The organism is Magnetococcus sp. PR-3, from assembly GCF_036689865.1.
GTDB lineage: Bacteria > Pseudomonadota > Magnetococcia > Magnetococcales > Magnetococcaceae > Magnetococcus.
In genome coordinates, this window is sequence record NZ_JBAHUQ010000012.1 from 40,290 (window position 1) to 59,678 (window position 19,389).

Sequence of the window (19,389 nt, forward strand, 5' to 3'; positions counted from 1 at the left end):
ATGGGAGGTGGTGGTGGAGGCGGTCGAGATACGTTGGGTGATATCAGTGGACTGGAGAAAAAGGCTAAGGAGCTAATCAAACAATCTGAAGAACGAAAGAATGTTTTTATCAGTTTCGCCTATGAAGACTTCCAAGATGTACAGGCTTTACGCGCGCAATCAGCAAACGACAACAATGATATAGCGTTCAATGACTATTCGGTAAAAGAGCCTTTTGACAGCGAGCGCGCAGACTACATCAAGCAAAAATTGGCCGAACGCATCAACCAATCATCCACGACTGTGGTCTACCTATCTCCTGAGACATCGAGAAGCCAGTGGGTTAAATGGGAAGTTGAGAAGAGTCTTGCGCTGGGTAAAAAAGTGATCGCCATGCACAAAGGTGATGCCCCACCATCAAACCAGCCTTCATGGGTAAATGATCACGGAGTCAAAGTGGTGTCATGGTCCAAATTATCGGATGAAATGTCCAAGGGGTGAATCAATAGCATTTAATACCACAAGCTATGTGATGGATGAAAAAGATCGAGAGGCTCTGACACAACGCTACACTGAGCTGGAAACAGATCTTGAAAAAGCTGAAGAAAGCGTTCAAGACAGCAAAGGATTAACCGCAATCCCTGAAAACGGACAGGCCGTTGTACAGAAAATGATCTCATTGATCTATGAATGCTCTGTCAATCGTGTTGCTGCGAAATCACTGGTCGATAAAGTCCTTGCACGCTTGGGAGAATAAGTTCACTCAACTGTGAACTGCTTCAAACTCACCAACAGCCATGATCTCTACACGCTCACCACGTGGACGAAGAGATAGGACTCTGGCCTGAAAGCTCCACTGAGTTGTGGTTCCAAAGGCAATGTTGGGGCGCTCTGCCCCAGAACCAAGACCCAGTGAAAAACCCATTTCTGGAACGATGATTTGATTGGACTTCATTCCACGTTGGGCAAGCCAAGGGCCATTCACCGAGCCATCCTGATTTCTGATTGCAATGACATGATCTACCCCCTCTGCCCACTCCAAAGGCTCTGTCAGGGTAAGTCGGTTTTCATCCACGGACACCACCTCAGCTGACTGCCCCCACTCTGGCACATCGTGGGTAATGGCGATGAGATCGCCATAGGTTGGGATGAGCCCTTCCATCTCCGTTTGAAAGGTGATGATACGCCTTCGATACCGGTTGGCTGCGGCCATGTAGCCCCCTTCCCTCTGGGCATGGGCTTGGTCTGTGCATCCGAACAGGGCTACTTTGGCGGGATTGGTGGTTTGGCTGTCATCTAGAGAGACGGTGACCTCATCGGGTTTCCAGGTTTCGGCGTTGAAGAACTCCACGGTGACCGCATCAGCGGTTTCTTCACTGGGCATGAGGTATTGGATGCTGAGACTGTTTTTAACGATGTTGCGTGGGGAAAAGAGTGCAACGGGTAGAGTTTGGGGCTGGTCACGGATGATACGGACAGTTCCACCTTGAAGGATAGGTGCCGCCCGACCACACCGAGCAATACGGGTTATGGCCTCCCAGACGGTGAGTTTCTGATCAAATACCGCGTCGAATTGATCTCCCCTACTCTGCCAGATTTGATCCAGGGTATGGAGGCCTGTCAAATCGATGCGGTCGTCCGTTAGTTTGGCTCCGTATTCGGCTTTAAGGGCATCGGTGATGGCCCAGGCAATGGATCGGGAGGGTTGTGGATCGGACCATCCTGACTCAGGGTTCCAGGCTGGCAGTTTACGCGTGACCACACAATTGACCATACGTGAGGAGCGTTGGGAGAGGTTGTCTGTAGCACGCATCTTCATGGCCAACATGGTGAGGACCCCAAAATCTGGCTGACCGTCCAGATAGGCCCTCAATGCAGACCACCGCAATTCATGGCCTGCTCTGGGATCGGTATCCTTCTCGTTGGTCCTGCGTAGCCGCACCTCATACCGACCAGCATCGACACTGTGTTTGTAGGACAGGCGCTGGGGTGTATTGGTGGCCTCGGTGACGGTGATAAGGTCCAGAGTCATCCAACCACCAACAGGTGTGCCTTCATCATCTACCTGCCGGGCTTGGGCCTCCCATTCCACGGTGCGCTCATCCAGCCCGCCCCCGCTGTTGGCGTAGTAGAGGCCACTTTGCATGGCCAGATCGATTCCAATGGCCGAAGCTTGGGTACCGGGTGGGTTTGCGGCAAAGGGTGGAGGGTTCGATTCCCGAAACGAACCTTCTCCAGAGAATTTTGGGCTCAAAGTGGAGAAAAAGTTCGACGCGAGAATCGCCAGCTTTTGTCGCTTCTTTGAATAATCATTGATTGGAAAGCAGGCTGGAATTCTTGGTGTTCAAGAGGTTAATGGCTCTGAACCGATGCTTGAAAAGCGGGGAAAAGATGAAAAATTGGAAGGGAACGAACAGAGCTCGAAACGGAAACCCGTTTCCTACGATTTTGAGCGGGGTGCCAAAATGTAGGAATTGGCTATATCATTACACGGTCTTCTTTTTTTGAAAAAGTCCGATTTGGTCGTTTCCATGCAAATAAACGCACTATCACTCCTCCTCTGGGGAATCATCTCCCAGTTTTTCAGCCCTCGTCATAATGCGCAGATCCGGCTGCTCAAAGCCCAAGTCAGAATACTCCAAGAGCGACTTCCCAGCCAGCGTGTCATCGCTTCGCCAGAGGAGAAATCCGAACTCTTGCGACTGGGGGCTGACTTTGATCACCAGATCAATAACCTAATCATGATCGTCAAGCCCAATACCTACCGACGCTGGCTCAATCAATCCTCTTCAGGGAAGCCCTTCAAACAGGTCGGCAGACCACGACTAACTCAGGAGTTGAGAGACACCGTGATCCGCATGGCCAAGGAGAATTTGCAATGGAGGTATCGGCGGATCGTTGGTGAACTCAAGAAGCTCGGCCTCTATGCTGGAGCCAACTCGGTCAAACGTACCCTCAACGAAGCAGGCATCCATCCAGAACCAGAGAAGAGCAAACCGACACCACCTCTGCCCTGGGAAATCTTTATCAAGGCCCACCTTGAAACCACCCTGGCATGCGACTTTTTCACGAAGGACGTGCATACGCTGTTCGGCAAAAAAACCGCCTACGTGCTGGTCTTTATCCATCTGGCTAGTCGCCGCGTGTTCCCCAGCTCTGCGACCTATGCACCGGATAACGCTTGGGTAACTCAGCAGGCCCGAAATACTCTCTTATGGTGCGATGAACAGGGCATCAAGCCTGCCTATTTGATTCGGGATGGCGATACCAAGTTCTCCGGTCCTTTCCTGGAAGTCTGGCGTAGCGATTTCGTTCGAGTGATCCAAATCCCGCATTGCGCACCACAGGCCAATGCCTTTGCAGAGTCCTTCATTGGCACGCTAAAACGCGAGTGTTTCAACTTCTTCATCTGCTTCAGCCGGTCTCAGCTCAACTACATTCTGCATTCTTGGGTCGACCATTATAATCACGAAAGACCACACCGTGGAGTTGGCCGTGACAACACCGTACTGGACGTCAATTTCAGTGCAGCCCGTGATGGTCCCATTCAATGCAAAGAGAGGCTTGGTGGGATCATCAAATCTTACTATCGAGAGGCGGCATAAAGCCCGTTACTACCGCTCACCAAAAAGTGTATCATATGCTTGTATTGTAAGCTAAAAGCAGTTTGTACACATTTTGGTACCCCTCACGTTATCAAGACCATCCTCAGTTAGCTGCTTGGATTGCTTCTGCAACTAGGTGTTGCAGTTGCGGCAAACCAAAACTTGGCATGGGCTTGCCGTTTACAAAAAATTCCGGTGTTGCTTTAACGCCCAATGCCTGAAGTGCAGCCACATCTTCTGCGATCGCCGCATTGACCCGGGCGCCGTTCATATCATTGCCCAGTTTTTCAAGGTCCAACCCAGGCACATCACCCAAAAGGGCTAAAGCGCGCATGGGCTGGGATTGATGATGCACGACCCATCGGTTTTGGGTGCTGAAGAGTTGTTCCAGAGCCGGCCAGAATTTTCCTTGAAGATGAGCGGCTTCCAACATTTTCACAACTTGATCAGAACCGGCATGCAGTGGAGCATAACGCACCATGACGCGGACTTGGCCCCGATAGTGCCCCATGATCTCTTTGACCAGAGGATAGAATTGAGCACAGGTTTCACATGCCGGATCCAGAAACTCGACAATGGTTACCTCGGCGTCACCCGGCCCTTTGACGGGGGCGCTGGCACGCTCCATTACAGAGAAATTATTGGTCGCAGTATCCCGTTTCTTTGCGGTAGTTTTCTGACCGACAACCATTGCAGCAATGGCAAAACCAACTGCCACGAGGATTATGGAGCTGATAAACAGCGTTTTCTTTTGCATCGTGTTCACTTCTTTCCATGAGCCATCCCCAAAAGCACGAGCAGGACGGTAAAGGTAAAAAGGGAAAGCATTGGGATGTTGATAAACCCTAATATTTTCATGTGTGTTTCAGAGCAGGGGATACCAGCCTTGCAAGGTTGGATACTCTCTGGAATCCCCCCCATGACAAGAAGAAATTGATAGAAGGCGATCCCCCAACCGATGAAGACCAACGGGCTGGCATACCGTACAACCCCACGATCATGAGGAAAGAGTCCCAAAGCCAGTATGGGCACCAATGGGTAGAGGAGAATCCGTTGATACCAGCATAGCTCACAGACGGGCACATCAAGAATTTCACTGAAAAAAAGGCTGCCCATCATAGCCAGTGTCGCAACCAGCCATGCGGCAAAAAGCCATAACCAGCCGGTAGTTATTGTTTTGTCCACTTGGTTTTTTTTATCCATTTCCATACAAGATCCACTCAAATCCTTACCCCCAAATAGATGCCGGGAAACGTGGGAAGATCTGTAACCCTGTGGCAATTCTGCCGAATTAGCCATTATTGATCCATGGTTTGGTGGGCATAAGGGATTGTATTTCTCACAGTCGGTTTCATATGGTTTGGTCGACCGAGCTTACGATTGTGGTTGTCCGCCATGATGGGCGTGTCCCATAGACCGATGCGCTCAACGAGCCGCTCAGATTTTGCTTTCTATTTCGGTAGTGGATGCAAAATGACTGTCCCTCGTCAAAACCTCGACCACTTTGAAGAAGTTAACATTTCGTGCCGACACATGGTAGTCTCGTCATCATGCTCAGAACAACAAAAAGGTGGGTACGAATTCTCCGAAAGGCACTCAGAGAGCGCATCGATCTCGTTCTCACTAACATCCTGCTGCGCCATCAGATTATTGTTCTCAAACGGTCTGGAAAACGTCCAGAATTCAGACCATTTGATAGACTCATTTGGATCTTCAGTGCTTCAGTTTGGAGCCAATGGCTTGGAGCACTTGAAATCATCCAACCCGACACGGTCAAACAGTGGAAGCGCCAGGGCTGGCAGACCGTCATGGCAGACGTTGAAAAAAATCCAGGTGGTCGACCACCAATCTCTAAAGAGATTCAGCAGCTCATCAGGCGCATGGCAATGGAAAATCCACTTTGGGAAGCACCAAGAATCCACGGCGAACTTCTCATTTTGAGCTTCCAGATCTCTGAATCATCTGTTTCCCGATACTTGCAACGGATACCTCCTGGTTTGCGGGCTATGAAGTGGCGCACCACCTTTGCCAATCAACTGGTGTGGTTGCTCAATTCTACTGCTGACAGTAATGCCTGTCGCCTTCTCTACCCAGCAGTCACACTACCTTAGCGCCCTTTAAGGAAGTGAGCAATCCTCATTACCTCGATGATCTTACACGCCAACCTGCTTCCATCGTCTCCGAAGAGATCACTTGGCCCGACTGTATCCATGTCCGTGGATCACCACCTCTTCGGACGCTTCCTTCAAAACCCGTCAGTCCACTACAACCCCATCAACATCTGAGAAAGAATAGGCCATTGCCTCTTGCCACCCATTTTTCCTATTCTTGCTGCCTTCCTCCCCTTACCCCATCATGTCGAACATCCATCTCACCGTACTCACTCGCCCAGCAACCTATTTGACACAACCTTTTATGCTGGAGAAGAAGAAAAGATGGCATTCAGTGAATTAACCTTCATTTCATTACACCTATTTCATTTCTTGGATCTTACCCTTTGAAAACCATGCAAAGAGTGCGGGTAGAACAAATAGTGTTAAGAGCGTGGATGTGATTAACCCACCTACAATAACACTCGCCAAGGGCTTTTGAATTTCTGCACCAACTCCAGTAGATAGCAGCATAGGGATTAACCCCAAAGCAGAAGTTATTGCAGTCATCAAGACAGGCCTTAATCGTGAAACTGCTCCATCAAACACAGCATCAGCTACTGCCAACCCATCTGTGATTCTCTGGTTGATGCTTTCCACCATGACGACACCATTGAGTACGGCAACTCCAAATAAGGTGATAAAACCGACAGAGCTTGGAACAGATAAATACTGTTCTGAGATCCAAAGTGAAAATACGCCACCAATGACAGCTAGGGGCACATTTACTAGAATCAGTAGAGCCTGACCAACCGAAGAAAAGGCAAAATAGAGCAGTAATGCAATAAGCCCTAGAGAAACTGGAACAACCAAGGACAGACGCTTTTGCGCCCGTTGTTGATTTTCAAATTGGCCACCGATATCTACAGAATAACCTGTTGGAAGGTCAATATTCTGAGATATGGTCTGACGAATATCTTCAACAACACTGCCCATGTCGCGTCCATACACATTGGCTTGCACAACGACACGACGCTGTACATCATCACGTCTGACTTGTGGTGGTCCTGATGCAATGCTCACATTGGCTACATCACCAAGGCGCACCCATGCACCGGACGGTGCCTGCAAACGTAAATCTGCGATTGTTTCCCGATCTTGTCGAAAGCGCTGGTCCAGTCGAACATAGATGTCATAGCGTTCATTACCATTGATGATTTGTCCAGCGCTGACGCCACCAAGCCCCTCACGCACAAGTTCCATAACATCACCTACAGGAAGCCCGTAGCGGGATAAAGCCTGACGGTTTGGCTTAATAATGAGCTGAGACTCACCAGTGATTTGTTCCATAGCCACATCACGCGCCCCTTTAACCTCCTTTACAACAGCCTCAATCTTTTGACCCATTGTTGCCAAGACATCTAGATCAGGACCAAAAAGTTTAATGGCCAATTGAGCTTTAACACCGGAGAGCAACTCATCAACTCGAGTAGCAATTGGCTGCGAAAAGTTGAACAGTAAACCTGGATGTTGATCTAATTTATGCTCCATGAGCTCCTGGAGTTCATATCGATTCCCAGCACTCGTCCATTCCAAGACAGGTTTGAGGCCAATGTAGATCTCAATGTTATTAACGGGTTCAGGATCCCCGCCAATTTCAGCACGACCAATGCGTGATAATGCATAGGTCACTTCTGGAAATTCCATCAATATTTTTTCCAATTTTGGGGCGACAGTGAGAGCTGTCTGCAAACTGGATGATGGCGCTAATGTCACGCGGAGGTTAATTGTCCCCTCTTCCAACTCTGGTACAAATTCGGTCCCTAAACGTGGAAGAACGACAGCTGTTGCCACCACTAGTGCCAGGGCAATCCCAACAACAATGATGCGATACCTCATCGCCCACGCCAGCAGCTTTCGATAGAGAAAGTCCAGAGGCATCAGTATGATACTCCTACGCTCGCGTACACCTTTACGGAATAGATATGTTGCCAAAGCGGGGACCATGATCAATGCGACAAACACAGCAGAAACCATGGCCAGCATGATGCTGATGGCCATGGGTTGGAACAGTTTAGCTTCGACCCCTTCAAAGCTAAAGAGGGGCATAAAAACAACGAGGATGATGGCTGTTGCAAAGAAGGTAGGACGCGCTACCTCTTTACCTGCCTCTTGTAAACGTAGGGCAATACCGTGATCATCATGGGAAATATCCAGTGGATCCAAATCTTTATCACTTGTCTGCCGCTGCCTCTGTAGATCATGTATGGCATCTGGATGGGTTAGATGCTTAAACATATTTTCAACCATAACCACGGAGCCATCCACCAACATTCCAATTGCGACCGCAATACCTCCCAGTGACATAAGATTAGCTGATAAGCCAAACCATGCCATGATCATCAAAGCGATACCTATTGAGATGGGGATAGATATTAGTACAAGAAAGGTGGCGCGCAGATTCATCAAAAATAGAGCCAGAATGAGCACGATAAAGATAAATGCTAGAAGCAAAGCATCCACAACAGTTTGTACTGCTTGTGTAATTAGATCAGCTTGATCGTAGAAGGCTTCGAAACGAACTCCGTCGGGTAATGCCTGATTAATTCGATCGGTGCGATTATTGATCCCATCAATCGTGGCTTTAGTATTCGCACCCAGTCGCTTAAGTACAATGCCCGATACAACTTCCCCCAGGTTCTCCACGGTACCATCGGTGCGCTTTCTTGTCATGGTCACAGCGCCTTGGCGAATTTCACTCCCCAAGGCAACGCGGGCAACATCCCCTACGGTAATCGTTGTACCATTAACGGTTTTAAGTGGAACTTGCCTGATTTGCTCAAGCCCTTCCTGACCATGATCTAGCCAACCGGTCCCACGAATAACCAGTTGTTCCTGCCCTCGGTTCATATACCAACCACCTACATTGGTATTATTGCGATCTAATGCTGTAATGACATCATCCTGAACAAGTCCGTGAGCCAACATTTGAGATGGATTAAGATTGACCTGATATTGTCGTACATCACCACCAAAAGAGAGTACATCCGTTACCCCTTCTGCCGGAATCAATAAAAGTTTGACGACCCAATCATTGAGGCTTCTCAAGGCCATTGCGTCGTAACCTGAACCAGGTTCGGCGACAAGAAGATATTGGAAAACCTGCCCAAGCCCGGAAGTATTTGGCCCCATTTCAGGTGTACCGACACCTTCTGGAATGAGCTCTTTTGCGGCTTGGAGGCGCTCAAACACTAACTGCCGGGCAAAGTAGATGTCCGTTCTCTCCTTAAATACAACAGTGACCCCTGAAAGACCTGTCTTCGAGATGGAACGTACCTCTTCCACATCAGGAAGGGCATACATCACTGCTTCAATCGGGTATGTGATTAATTGCTCAACTTCCTCAGCAGCTAACCCAGGGGCCTCTGTATTTACAGAGACTTGAACGTTGGTAACATCAGGAAACGCATCCAAGTTTAACTTTGGAATAACGAAATATGCTGACACAATGAGTGTTATAAGCGCAATCACCACCAATAAACGGTTGATGACCGCCCAATCGATCATTCGATTTAGCATGGGGTCCTCTCCTATTAGTGGTTATGCGGATCGAACCCGCCCTTTGCAATTTGCGAGGCGACAAAAAAAGCACCCTTTGTGACAACGCGTGCACCAGATTTTAGACCTGAGATTTCACGTAGCTGACCAAAAGAGCGCTTTAGTTCAACCTCCACGGGCTCAAATTCCCCAGGATGATCTTCTGCAAACAGCACCCAGTCACCATCAGCACTTCTCATCAGGGCTGTTTCAGGCACGACCAATACAGGTTTTTCTGTACTGAAGAGGAAAAAAACCTCTGCAAATTGGCCAGGATGAAGTCTATGTTCTGGGTTTTTCACCAATAGGCGAACAGTTCGAGTCCGCGTAACGGGATCAATGGCATGGGCTTCCTGGATAACAGAGGCCGATACGTGTAGCTCACCAACTTCTACTTCTGCTTGGGATCCAGCACCTAATGTAAGCGTCATATTGGCTGGTAACTTTGCTTCGATCCAAAGTTGAGCCTCATCTGCCAACATAATTAATGGATCACCAGCCTCAATACGTTGCCCTTGTTGAAATTCATCGGAGAGAACGGCGCCATCAATTTTTGCTCTAAGCGTGTATTCTCCGAGGTTTCTAAAACGTTGTGCTGTCAGGGCTTTTAGATCTGCTTTGGATAGGCCATAAGCTAAAAGTGTTGCCTGGGCTGCTTCAAAGTCGGCCTTTGCTCTTATATAGCGCTGTTCGCCTAAAGTTTTACGTCCCAATTTTTGTACACGTTTCCACTCTGGCCAGGCAGCACGATACTCAGCCTGAACCTGAGCAAGGCTCTCACTAAACAAAGTCACTAACTTTTGGCCACTTTTAACATGATCACCCAAGGCAACATGGCGGCGTAACACGACAGAGGCTACCCGTGGTGACACCCGATAACTGGTATAGCCGTTAGAAAGAATTTCTCCTGGAGCATATATTCTATAATTAACCATTTTCTCGGCCAGCGGTTCGACCTGAATTCCTGCTAATCTCATTTGAGCTGAACTCAATGTGGCAGAAGAGGGTTCTGCATGGCCGTGTTCATCCTTTTCACCCTCATGAGGTTTACCCCCACCATCAACCGCATGTCCGTGGTCATCAAGGGCCCCATCACGATGTCCCTGTTCCGGGCCATGGTCATCATGAGCTTCATCACGATGTCCCTGTTCCGGGCCATGGTCATCATGAGCTTCATCACGATGTCCCTGTTCCGAGCCATGGTCATCATGGGCTTCACCGCGATGTCCCTGTTCAGGGCCATGGTCATCATGGGCTTCATCACGATGCCCCTGTACCGGGCCATGGTCATCATGGGCTTCTTCACGATGTCCCTGTTCAGGGCCATGGTCATCATGGGCTTCATCACGATGCCCCTGTTCCGGGCCATGGTTATCATGGGCTTCACCGCGATGTCCCTGTTCAGGGCCATGGTCATCATGGGCTTCATCACGATGCCCCTGTACCGGGCCATGGTCATCATGGGCTTCACCGCGATGTCCCTGTTCCGGGCCATGGTCATCATGAGCTTCATCACGATGTCCCTGTTCCGAGCCATGGTCATCATGGGCATCATGAGCATCATCGCGATGGCTCTGTTCCGGACCATGGTCATTTCGAGCCACAAGTACAGGGACCCCACCCTCTTGATTAAGTATGGGGTCTGCTAGGGGTTCGGCTTGGCCTGTAGAAGCTCCTAATAGACTGAACATTAACAAAGGAGCCATCAAAATTTTGTGTGTACGCATCGTTTTTGCTCTCAACAAAGTTAATGGCCTTGATGGGCTTCATGATTGTGGGAACGATCTGTATGTTGCCCATGAGGACTCCCTTGATCGTCATGACCCCTTTTATGATGTCCTTGATGTTTACTGTGATCATCTTGACGACTATTTTGATGTGCTCCGTGATCTTCATGAACCTTAGATTGGTGGGAGCCATGATCAACTTTACGCTGCTGCCGGCCCTCACGAGGTTCAGCCTGTGCAATAATCATTTCTACCTCAGACTGTACAACTATCATGCTTGGGAGAGGCGTTGCATACCCAGCTTCTGGACCCAATAAACCCATACTAACGATGGAGATAAATAGCATTTTATTTGCACACATTATTCAGTTCCCTCTACAAGAGCCATTTTAATCGGTAAACGTCCTGTTTTGGAAAGGGCATCTATAAGACTGAGCATCACTTGTTTCTCTAAAGTAATGCCCGCTAATAGACTTTCAGAACGTTGACTTAATGCCTGCAGATAATCAGTGGTCGACAGTTCGCCATTGCGCCACTGTTGTTCAAGCATTTGTGAACTACTCTCAAGTCGGCCTTGAACCACTTTTTGCCACCGCTCATATTGATTTTTATAGCGTTGCCATGAAGCCAGAGCTGCTTGAAAATCAAACTCCAACTTACGAGATACTGCCTTAAAGCGAGCTTCAGCTTCTAAAGCTGCTTGTTGTGAGGTGCGAATCTCAAAGTTAGGGTCTGTGCGAATATTAAGAGGGATGGTAAGGGCTACCCCCACAACACTTTCATTTTCACCTTCAGACAAGATGTTTCGCCCTAGAGTGATTCCAAAAGTTGGTTCAGCCATCATTGAGCGCCGTGTGATCTCAACCTCATTTTTAAGTGACTGCCAACGTGCTTTGGCAACAGCAACCATTGGGTGCTGCATAGTGTCCTGCTCTGAGATGGAACCAGACATAGTCTCCAAAAAATCGTCCGGAATACCATCAAGCTCAGGGGCCCATTCTGTCAGCAATTCCTGCACTTTGCTCTCTGCCTGCAACAAAGTGGCTTCAACCTCTGCAAGCTCGGTTAAACGTTGAGATAATGATAAAAAGGTCAACTCTGCATCAGCAGCGCCTAGATCACCCGCTTGCTGACGTTTCTCAACTTGATCAAGAAGCAGATCCAATTGTTTTTTTTGTTTCTTTGCAACAATTGCGGCTTTGTTGGCCATCTGCCATTCTGCTAGCGCGCTCAACACAGCCGTCGTCATCTCCATGAATTGCTGCCGATATCGTGCTTCGGCCTCTCTGCTCATATCGCGCGCTTGATGTTGCTTTGCACCTCGGATATCCCACCAATCGACAGTTTGCTCTACACCTAACTGGTAGCTATCTTCCAGCTTTTTGGTCTCAAAACCAGTTGACAGCACTGGGTTATAGAGAGGCTGAGACATCGCTTTTGCTGCAGCTTTTGTCCCTAACAGCTGCTCATGGGCTGCGAGCATTTCAGGGTGTTTTTGTATTTGGGAGACAAGCCAAGCATCCCAACTTAATGCTTCAGCATGTGTAACAATTGGGAGTAAAAGCGCATATATCCCAAACACGGCCTTAAGAAGCCATTTGAATGGTCTCATTATGATTTTCCCTTAGTGATGAACACCCCGCTACAAGCAGCGGGGTATCTGAACAGGATCTATACACATGCGGCAAGCATGCCCCTGATGGATTCAACGCGCCACTGTTTTTCCATGTACAGGCTTTTGAGTTTGTTGCGATTCAACCCCATGAAAAGCCAGCATTATTTTTGTGCCAGCGGGGAGTTCAGGAAGGCCTGTTGAAAACCGAACACCCCCACGACGGGATAAACGCTTGGATAGGATTCCTGGAGAATAACTTGAAGTTGTTTCCATGATTAGTGCGCCATCAGGGGACCAAGCAGCAATATCCACATGCCCTCTGGGAAGGCCATGATAGTTGCGTGCATTCAAACGACCGGTCAAAAACAACCCCTTGTCAGTACGGTCTGTCCTGACATTACGGAATTGCCAACGTTGGTATTTACTCTTTACGATTTCTACCTCTGGTAGAGGTTGATCAGCCTGAGCTGGGCTTACGAAAAGGAGACTGAGAACAAGTGCGAAAGAGAAATTCTTCATGATGGTTCACCCTAAACAAATATTGGTCTGTTCGCTGTACCTTCAGGTATAGCAATAGATAATTGGTTCGTTGTAAACGTTGAACAAAACCAAGACGTAACAGAACTGGAGAACAAATTTGAATACACAGTGACAGCACACTAAAAGCACGACTGTACCGATTACCAAACAAGTTGCTCTGGTAACGAGAAATTTAGTTTGTCAAACGTTTACAACAAAGCGATCAGACTATAGGGGGGCGAAACGGGGAATTAAGTGCGACGGACTTTAACTTGGGTTGGAAGCCGTAAAAACGGAGACCAGGGAGGGTAGGAAGATAGGATGACAGTTGGCCTAACTGTGCATTGCTATGACCATGGCAGTGGCAACAGTTCATGCAATCATTGCTAGGCTGACTTGTTTTTCCCGGGGATTGTTCGGCAAGTTGTTGGTCAAGATTTGAATCAGCAAGGCTATGGGTATGATCCATCTCTTGGTGCAATGGGCTATCTTGTCCGGGCAGGTGCACATCTGCAATAGCGGCAGCTGATTGCAATGCAATCATCAACGCCATTACGATTATGAACCCACGCTTTGCCATTCAAGAAATCCTTTCCAAATGCAGAACAGATTTGGCGTTGATAACCCAATTAATTCAAATAAGCAACTTTTTTGTGTTGCACCTGATGTTTCATGCGGTCAATACCGCAACCGTGATACATGATGATGATCTCCCCCTGTCTGCATATAAAACAAATACACCGTAATGTCATTTTATGGAATTTACACCCATCTATTTAACCATCTTGGTGACTGGATGACGCAGTGATAGGGAGGCCAGGAATATTAAAGCCCCCATGGAAAGCCAAAATGGTAAAATCTCTTCTGTTCCGCCTGGGCGTGTAACCACAATTTCACTGTCTACAATATGTGTTATCCAATCAATACCAAGGCCCATAAATATAGCGCTGAAAACAATTCCAATCAAATAGGCTGTCAACGTTTTTCCACCTAGCTCACGCTTGATGATTCCCAGTGTAGCGATGTTGGTTGCAGGACCCGCAATCATAAAAGCCAGCGCCATGCCAGGTGTCAAACCACTGAAGATCATAGCTGCAGCAATCGGGGTTGATGCCGATGCACAGACATATACCGGCACACTTGCGGCAATCATGGTCAGCATGGCCAAGAAGGGGTACTCGGAGAATGCAGTCAATTTACCAGGTGGGACCCATGTCATGACCAGAGCGGTGATCAAAACCCCGATGGCCAGCCACGGAGCAAGATCATCCCAAATATCAGTCATTGCATATTTCATCCCCTGCTGTAGACGCCTCCAATGGGGTAAATCTTGAATTTTCCCCTCAGACTGAGGCGTTGAACCACAACAACTACTTGAACAGCATGAGCCACTACCCTCAGTAGGCGAGCTTTGGGTAATGGGTGAAGAAACAGCAATTTGATTGAATTTTTGACTGGATGCTCCAGAAACCATCGGATTGGGTACGGGGGCACTGTTTTCTTGAGAAACACTATTCCCCTGATCTCTGGGCTTTTCCTGAGGCTTGGTAATTCGGTCGATTAGAAGGACTGACAAACCGGAGGTAACGGCACTGAAGATGGCTGCAATGGGTCGTACAATGGTCAAGAAGGGGCCCAGCAATACCCACGAAATAGCAACCGAATCGACACCTGTTTCCGGTGTCGCCACCAAAAAAGATACCGTTGCTGGTTTTGATGCTCCCTTTCTATGAAGCCCCATGGCCATTGGTACGACGCTACACGAACAAAGGGGCAAAGGTGCTCCAATAAGTGCACCACGAGTTATCGGCCCCAGGCCACGTCCTCCCAGCCATCTGGCGACAGCCGACTCAGGTATCCATGCCTTAACCAATCCCGTAGCGATGAGCCCAATGATCAGCCAGGGGGCCACATCCAATGACAAGTCTACAAAATTATTGAAGAACAGTTCCATTGATTCCATCCACGGCTAGAGTTATTAGATTGCATCACTACCCACTTGTCTCTACCCTACAACCTACAGTAACTGTAGGTTCAAGCAGAAAAAGCCATGAAAAAAAATATTCCAAAGTTTCCGTGGACGATTGGTCAGGTAGCCAAAGCTACCGGATATAAACTCCAGACGATGCGCTATTATGAGCAAATGGGGCTAATCCCTCCTCCCAAAAGATCTGAGGGGAATCAGAGGCTCTACACGCAAGAACATGTCGATCAACTTCTATTCATAAGGCACTGCAGAGAGCTGGGATTTTCATTGGATAAGATCCAGCATATGCTAATGTTGGCTGGAGATACCGACCACTCATGCGAAGAAGTGGATCAAATCGCGAAATTGCACTTAGCCGATGTCAAAAATCGGATTAGTCGACTCCAGCGTTTGGAGAAAGAACTGGAAAGGATTATCGGCCATTGCAGTGAGAACAAAGTTGAGAAGTGTCTGATTTTAGAGGCTCTAAGAGATCATGATCAATGTGAGGATAAGGATCACGGTGGGCCATTGAGTTTAAAATAATTCTCTGTAGTTCCCAAAAATTTTACTCATCTTGAAATCACAGTATTTTTTCCTCCCACTGTATGACGCTGAATTGAGTTCTTTGACAATCGAGAAAACCGACCGGGCACAGAGCCCCCCAACAGGTACGAGCTAGTAGTCACCCCTTGAGATGAACGCTCTCATGCTCACCAACAGCCATGATCTCTACTCGCTCACCCCGGGGACGTATGGATAGCACTCTAGCCAACAAACTCCACTGAGTTGTGGTGCCAAAAGTAATATGGGGACGCTCAGCTTCAGCCCCAACAGCCAGTGAAAAATCCAGATCAGAAACAATAACCTGATTGAACTTCATTCCATGTTGGACAGACCATGGACCGCTGACAGAACCATCTTGATTTCTGATGGCAACCACATGATCTTCCCCCTCTGCCCACTCCAAAGGCTCTGTCAGAGTGAGTCGATTACCATCCACTGACACCACTTCAGCCGACTGCCCCCACTCCGGCACATCATGGGTAATGGCGATGAGATCTCCATAGGTGGGGATGAGACCTTCCATCTCCGTTTGGAAAGTGATGATACGCCTTCGATACCGGTTGGCTGCTGACATGTAGCCCCCTTCCCTCTGGGCATGGGCTTGGTCTGTGCAACCAAATAGGGCCACCTTCGCTGGATTAGAAGATTGGCTATCATCCAGTGAAACCGTCACCTCATCGGGCTTCCAGGTTTCGGCGTTGAAGAACTCCACGGTGACCGCATCAGCGGTTTCTTCACTGGGCATGAGGTACTGGATGCTGAGGCTGTTCTTTACCATATTGCGGGAAGAGAAGAGTGCAACGGGCAGGGTTTGAGGCTGGTCGCGGATAATACGGGCGGTGCCACCTTGAAGAATGGGTACTGCTCTCCCACATCGGGCAATACGGGTGATGGCCTCCCATACGGTTAGCTTTTGGTCGAAGACTGCATCGAAATGATCTCCCCTACTCTGCCAAATTTGATCCAGGGTATGGAGGCCTGTCAGATCGATGCGGTCGTCCGTTAGTTTGGCTCCGTACTCGGCTTTAAGGGCATCGGTAATGGCCCAGGCGATGGATCGGGAGGGTTGTAGATCGGACCACCCTGAAGTTGGATTCCAGGCTGCCAGCTTGCGGGTTACTACACAGTTGACCATGCGTGAGGAGCGCTGGGAGAGATTGTCGGTAGCCCGCATCCTCATGGCCAGCATGGTGACATCACCAAAATCCGGCTGGCTGTCGAGATAGGCTCTCAAGGCTGACCATCTGAGCTCATGCCCTGCCCTCGGATCGGTATCTTTCTCGTTGGTCCTGCGTAGCCGCACCTCATACCGACCAGCATCGACACTGTGTTTGTAGGAAAGGCGCAGAGGCGTATTGGTGGCCTCAGTAACCGTAATGAGGTCCAGGGTCATCCAGCCACCTACAGGTGTACCTTCATCATCTACTTGCCGAGCTTGGGCCTCCCACTCCACAGTACGTTCATCCAGCCCTCCTCCGCTGTTTGCGTAGTAGAGACCACTCTGCATGGCTAAGTCGATTCCAATGGCAGAAGCTTCGGTACCGGGTGGGTTTGCGGCAAAAGGCCCGATCCAGCCATCATCCCCCTCTTCCAATAAATTGGTAGCGATGAGCTCTTGGCCTGCCACCTCGGGAGCTGTCACCACGTCGGGATCAAACAGGGTTACTCCAGATCCTGGCGGGATGACCTCGTACTCAATCTCCTCAAACGATGAAATAGGGGTATCCTCGATGCGCAGAGATTCAAGCTGATAGTGGCCTTGGCCGATGCAGTGGAGTTGATGCAGGTACTGCTGATTGTCTAAATATTCGGTGTAGGGGGATGCAGCGATATCGGGATAGATGAGGTGTCTGCCGTAGATGACCGGGATGGGTTGTCCCAGGCGGGCCTGATTACCCTGGACCCCCAGGGCATAGGTGGGGCTTGGCGCTTGAATGCCACTGCTGCCAAAGCTGGACATCTGGGGCATAGGGGGAGGAACAAGGACATTAACCAGCGTTGAGCCAACTACAGCCAGGGTTGCCGTGATGGCTGCTTCCCCCACCTTGGTGGCCCAACCAATCTTGCCTGCTATGACAGGCCCGAAATAGTAGGCCGCTACCATTACGGCAATCATCAGAACCACACGAAGAGGATTGGAGCCACCACCACCGCCACCTTGAGGTAGCGGTACGAACACTACGAGATCATCAGACTGAATAAGCTCAGTTTGCCACTCACCCCGGAGCAAGGGCTCGCCGTTTTTGATACAGATGGTGGGGAGGGTAAATTCAGGGGGTTGGCTCTGCAGGAGCCAGTCCTGGATGGTAATGGGCTTTAGGATGGGAAACTGCTGGCGGTTTAGGTGGGGTTGAAAGGGATTTTCAACAATGATAATGGAGCCGTTCATGTGGCGTTCTCCTGGAAACGGTAGTAGCCCTCTGTAAACCATCCATGCTGTTGCAGAGCTTGCAGATTCTGGAACACCACCCCTGCCCCCTGTACGCAGTGCAAGACACCGCCACCATCTACATCCAGCCAAAGCCCCACATGCACCGGATATCGAGCTTGGCGCATGAGCACACAGTCCCCCTCACAGGCCGCTTGAACTCGCTGCCAGCGGTGACGTTCATCATGATTTTGAAAGGCTCTGGCCAGTGTTGAGAGATCGTTGCCAGAGATAGGAATAAAGGGAAGTTGCCGATCAAAATGGTGCTGCTGAATCCACCTGATCAGGGTCCAGCAGTTAAAGGCTTCTGGACCTTCTGCGGTTGCTGACCAGGGCCTACCAATATATTGGGCAGCAAAATGGCTCATCGGGCCAGCCCTGGGAATCTGGAGGCGCTGTAGGTAGCTGCGGGGAAAGCTTTATTACCGATGTCCATCATGCGGGCTCGAGCTCTGACCTGGAGCATGTCCGCTTCCACCTCAGTGATGGTGAGGGTCAGAGGAGGATCCATCTGCGGGCCTTCCAGATCAGTCGAAAGATAAGGGCGGTAAGTGATCTCAATGGGGTCCATGGTCTGCACCGCCCGATCCAGATGCTTCATGATCTCCCCGGAAACATTGTCCAGGGTGACCACAATCTCCGGCATAGGGGTGGACTCCACTGGTGGCAGTTCCAGATTGAAGGCCAGAGCAATAAAGGTGACTGGCTCGCCAGGATTGAGAGGCGCTGAAGACTCCAACTTGGCGGTGAGATCCACATAGTCCCTTACCACCCGGATAGCTGTGGGCACCCCTTCATCATCCACAAAGGCTGGGTGGCGGATCTCCAGGGTATGCAAAATCACCACATCAGCAGGTGCTGAAGCATAGGCCTCCCGGATGGCCTGGGAGAGTCGATCGTCAGGCATTGAATGTTACAGACCTAAAGCAGCCTTGGCGGCATCGGCCTGGGAGACCAAACCTTCTACAAAGGCGTGATAGCCAGGGTCCCCCACCCGCAAGGCTCGGAGCTCATCTTCCAGACCATATCGATCACGGATATCTGCTTGTAGCTGCTCATTGATCTCCAAGCAGGGCAGCGCTTGCTTACGCAGTTGATGCTTCAGGCCTGGCTCTTCCGTGAAATCAACAGGCCCTTGCCACTGCTCAGCTTTGGGATGATCCAGAGGAACAGAGAGATAGATCTGACCATCCAGCTCACAGAGGTAGACCACAGGCTGGTTGGGATCGCCCCCTTCCGGGTAGCGGATCTGTAGGTAAGAAGAATATCGATAGATCTGACGCATAGCGACCTCCA

General features: G+C 49.5%; 18 protein-coding genes. 6 read left to right on the forward strand and 12 right to left on the reverse strand.

The window, feature by feature from the left end:
• Both V5T57_RS08420 and V5T57_RS08425 read left to right on the forward strand, forming a co-directional pair.
• Complete coding sequence (locus V5T57_RS08420) at positions 1-480, forward strand: TIR domain-containing protein (RefSeq protein ID WP_332890751.1); 480 nt, start codon at positions 1-3, stop codon at positions 478-480.
• A 31-nt stretch (positions 481-511) separates the two neighbouring features.
• Positions 512-736 carry a hypothetical protein gene (locus V5T57_RS08425; RefSeq protein ID WP_332890752.1) on the forward strand — a complete coding sequence of 75 codons (225 nt, stop codon included), beginning with the start codon at positions 512-514 and terminating at the stop codon, positions 734-736.
• Positions 737-742: 6 nt separating this feature from the next.
• Here the strand turns inward: V5T57_RS08425 and V5T57_RS08430 are convergent, their stop codons facing one another.
• A complete protein-coding gene (locus tag V5T57_RS08430) occupies positions 743-2,233 on the reverse strand; it encodes a host specificity factor TipJ family phage tail protein (protein WP_332890753.1) in 1,491 nt (496 codons plus the stop codon).
• 250 nt (positions 2,234-2,483) lie between these two features.
• Here V5T57_RS08430 and V5T57_RS08435 point away from each other — a divergent pair, with 250 nt between their 5' ends.
• A complete protein-coding gene (locus V5T57_RS08435) occupies positions 2,484-3,584 on the forward strand; it encodes an integrase core domain-containing protein (protein WP_332890754.1) in 1,101 nt (366 codons plus the stop codon).
• 103 nt (positions 3,585-3,687) lie between these two features.
• Here V5T57_RS08435 and V5T57_RS08440 read toward each other — a convergent pair whose 3' ends face one another.
• Positions 3,688-4,341 (reverse strand): DsbA family protein, encoded by a 654-nt coding sequence (locus V5T57_RS08440; RefSeq protein ID WP_332890755.1) that lies wholly within the window; start codon positions 4,339-4,341, stop codon positions 3,688-3,690.
• A 5-nt stretch (positions 4,342-4,346) separates the two neighbouring features.
• Positions 4,347-4,793: a disulfide bond formation protein B gene (locus V5T57_RS08445; protein WP_332890756.1), complete on the reverse strand. Its 447-nt coding sequence runs from the start codon at positions 4,791-4,793 to the stop codon at positions 4,347-4,349.
• A 314-nt stretch (positions 4,794-5,107) separates the two neighbouring features.
• Between V5T57_RS08445 and V5T57_RS08450 the strand changes: the two genes are divergently transcribed.
• The gene (locus V5T57_RS08450) at positions 5,108-5,695 is read left to right on the forward strand and encodes a helix-turn-helix domain-containing protein (RefSeq protein WP_332890757.1); all 588 of its coding nucleotides are present in this window, start codon (positions 5,108-5,110) and stop codon (positions 5,693-5,695) included.
• A 360-nt stretch (positions 5,696-6,055) separates the two neighbouring features.
• Here V5T57_RS08450 and V5T57_RS08455 read toward each other — a convergent pair whose 3' ends face one another.
• Together V5T57_RS08455 and V5T57_RS08460 are read right to left on the reverse strand one after the other, a co-directional pair.
• Complete coding sequence (locus V5T57_RS08455) at positions 6,056-9,253, reverse strand: efflux RND transporter permease subunit (RefSeq protein WP_332890758.1); 3,198 nt, start codon at positions 9,251-9,253, stop codon at positions 6,056-6,058.
• Between the two features lie 14 nt (positions 9,254-9,267).
• Positions 9,268-10,263, reverse strand: coding sequence for an efflux RND transporter periplasmic adaptor subunit (locus V5T57_RS08460; protein ID WP_332890759.1), 996 nt, complete (start codon positions 10,261-10,263; stop codon positions 9,268-9,270).
• A 21-nt stretch (positions 10,264-10,284) separates the two neighbouring features.
• Between V5T57_RS08460 and V5T57_RS08465 the strand changes: the two genes are divergently transcribed.
• Entirely contained in the window at positions 10,285-10,920 is a 636-nt protein-coding gene (locus V5T57_RS08465) for a hypothetical protein (protein WP_332890760.1), read from the forward strand.
• Between the two features lie 439 nt (positions 10,921-11,359).
• Here V5T57_RS08465 and V5T57_RS08470 read toward each other — a convergent pair whose 3' ends face one another.
• The 3 genes from V5T57_RS08470 to V5T57_RS08480 all read right to left on the reverse strand — a co-directional run bounded on the left by V5T57_RS08470 (position 11,360) and on the right by V5T57_RS08480 (position 15,086).
• On the reverse strand, positions 11,360-12,610 hold the full coding sequence (locus tag V5T57_RS08470) for a TolC family protein (protein ID WP_332890761.1): 1,251 nt from the start codon (positions 12,608-12,610) through the stop codon (positions 11,360-11,362).
• A 93-nt stretch (positions 12,611-12,703) separates the two neighbouring features.
• Positions 12,704-13,132, reverse strand: coding sequence for a hypothetical protein (locus V5T57_RS08475; RefSeq protein ID WP_332890762.1), 429 nt, complete (start codon positions 13,130-13,132; stop codon positions 12,704-12,706).
• Positions 13,133-13,904: 772 nt separating this feature from the next.
• Positions 13,905-15,086 (reverse strand): SO_0444 family Cu/Zn efflux transporter, encoded by a 1,182-nt coding sequence (locus V5T57_RS08480; protein WP_332890763.1) that lies wholly within the window; start codon positions 15,084-15,086, stop codon positions 13,905-13,907.
• A gap of 96 nt (positions 15,087-15,182) precedes the next feature.
• Between V5T57_RS08480 and V5T57_RS08485 the strand changes: the two genes are divergently transcribed.
• Positions 15,183-15,644, forward strand: coding sequence for a MerR family transcriptional regulator (locus tag V5T57_RS08485; RefSeq protein ID WP_332890764.1), 462 nt, complete (start codon positions 15,183-15,185; stop codon positions 15,642-15,644).
• Positions 15,645-15,783: 139 nt separating this feature from the next.
• Here the strand turns inward: V5T57_RS08485 and V5T57_RS08490 are convergent, their stop codons facing one another.
• From V5T57_RS08490 to V5T57_RS08505, 4 genes are read right to left on the reverse strand one after another with little or no spacing between them, the layout of a single operon-like run.
• Positions 15,784-18,054 (reverse strand): host specificity factor TipJ family phage tail protein, encoded by a 2,271-nt coding sequence (locus V5T57_RS08490; RefSeq protein ID WP_332890765.1) that lies wholly within the window; start codon positions 18,052-18,054, stop codon positions 15,784-15,786.
• Positions 18,051-18,461, reverse strand: coding sequence for an NlpC/P60 family protein (locus tag V5T57_RS08495; RefSeq protein WP_332890766.1), 411 nt, complete (start codon positions 18,459-18,461; stop codon positions 18,051-18,053). The genes V5T57_RS08490 and V5T57_RS08495 overlap by 4 nt, the downstream gene beginning before the upstream one ends.
• Positions 18,458-19,000 (reverse strand): DUF1833 family protein, encoded by a 543-nt coding sequence (locus V5T57_RS08500; RefSeq protein WP_332890767.1) that lies wholly within the window; start codon positions 18,998-19,000, stop codon positions 18,458-18,460. The genes V5T57_RS08495 and V5T57_RS08500 overlap by 4 nt, the downstream gene beginning before the upstream one ends.
• 6 nt (positions 19,001-19,006) lie before the next feature.
• Positions 19,007-19,378 (reverse strand): hypothetical protein, encoded by a 372-nt coding sequence (locus tag V5T57_RS08505; RefSeq protein ID WP_332890768.1) that lies wholly within the window; start codon positions 19,376-19,378, stop codon positions 19,007-19,009.
• Positions 19,379-19,389: the final 11 nt, after the last annotated feature.

Excerpts from the sequence above, each read along its gene's own strand:
- V5T57_RS08440 (WP_332890755.1), bottom strand. The coding sequence starts at position 4,341 with ATGCAAAAGAAAACGCTGTTTATCAGCTCCATAATCCTCGTGGCAGTT.
- V5T57_RS08505 (WP_332890768.1), bottom strand. The coding sequence starts at position 19,378 with ATGCGTCAGATCTATCGATATTCTTCTTACCTACAGATCCGCTACCCG.
- V5T57_RS08455 (WP_332890758.1), bottom strand. The coding sequence starts at position 9,253 with ATGCTAAATCGAATGATCGATTGGGCGGTCATCAACCGTTTATTGGTG.
- V5T57_RS08490 (WP_332890765.1), bottom strand. The coding sequence starts at position 18,054 with ATGAACGGCTCCATTATCATTGTTGAAAATCCCTTTCAACCCCACCTA.
- V5T57_RS08445 (WP_332890756.1), bottom strand. The coding sequence starts at position 4,793 with ATGGAAATGGATAAAAAAAACCAAGTGGACAAAACAATAACTACCGGC.
- V5T57_RS08465 (WP_332890760.1), top strand. The coding sequence starts at position 10,285 with ATGGCCGTGTTCATCCTTTTCACCCTCATGAGGTTTACCCCCACCATC.
- V5T57_RS08470 (WP_332890761.1), bottom strand. The coding sequence starts at position 12,610 with ATGAGACCATTCAAATGGCTTCTTAAGGCCGTGTTTGGGATATATGCG.
- V5T57_RS08425 (WP_332890752.1), top strand. The coding sequence starts at position 512 with ATGGATGAAAAAGATCGAGAGGCTCTGACACAACGCTACACTGAGCTG.
- V5T57_RS08500 (WP_332890767.1), bottom strand. The coding sequence starts at position 19,000 with ATGCCTGACGATCGACTCTCCCAGGCCATCCGGGAGGCCTATGCTTCA.
- V5T57_RS08480 (WP_332890763.1), bottom strand. The coding sequence starts at position 15,086 with ATGGAACTGTTCTTCAATAATTTTGTAGACTTGTCATTGGATGTGGCC.
- V5T57_RS08485 (WP_332890764.1), top strand. The coding sequence starts at position 15,183 with ATGAAAAAAAATATTCCAAAGTTTCCGTGGACGATTGGTCAGGTAGCC.
- V5T57_RS08475 (WP_332890762.1), bottom strand. The coding sequence starts at position 13,132 with ATGAAGAATTTCTCTTTCGCACTTGTTCTCAGTCTCCTTTTCGTAAGC.
- V5T57_RS08495 (WP_332890766.1), bottom strand. The coding sequence starts at position 18,461 with ATGAGCCATTTTGCTGCCCAATATATTGGTAGGCCCTGGTCAGCAACC.
- V5T57_RS08420 (WP_332890751.1), top strand. The coding sequence starts at position 1 with ATGGGAGGTGGTGGTGGAGGCGGTCGAGATACGTTGGGTGATATCAGT.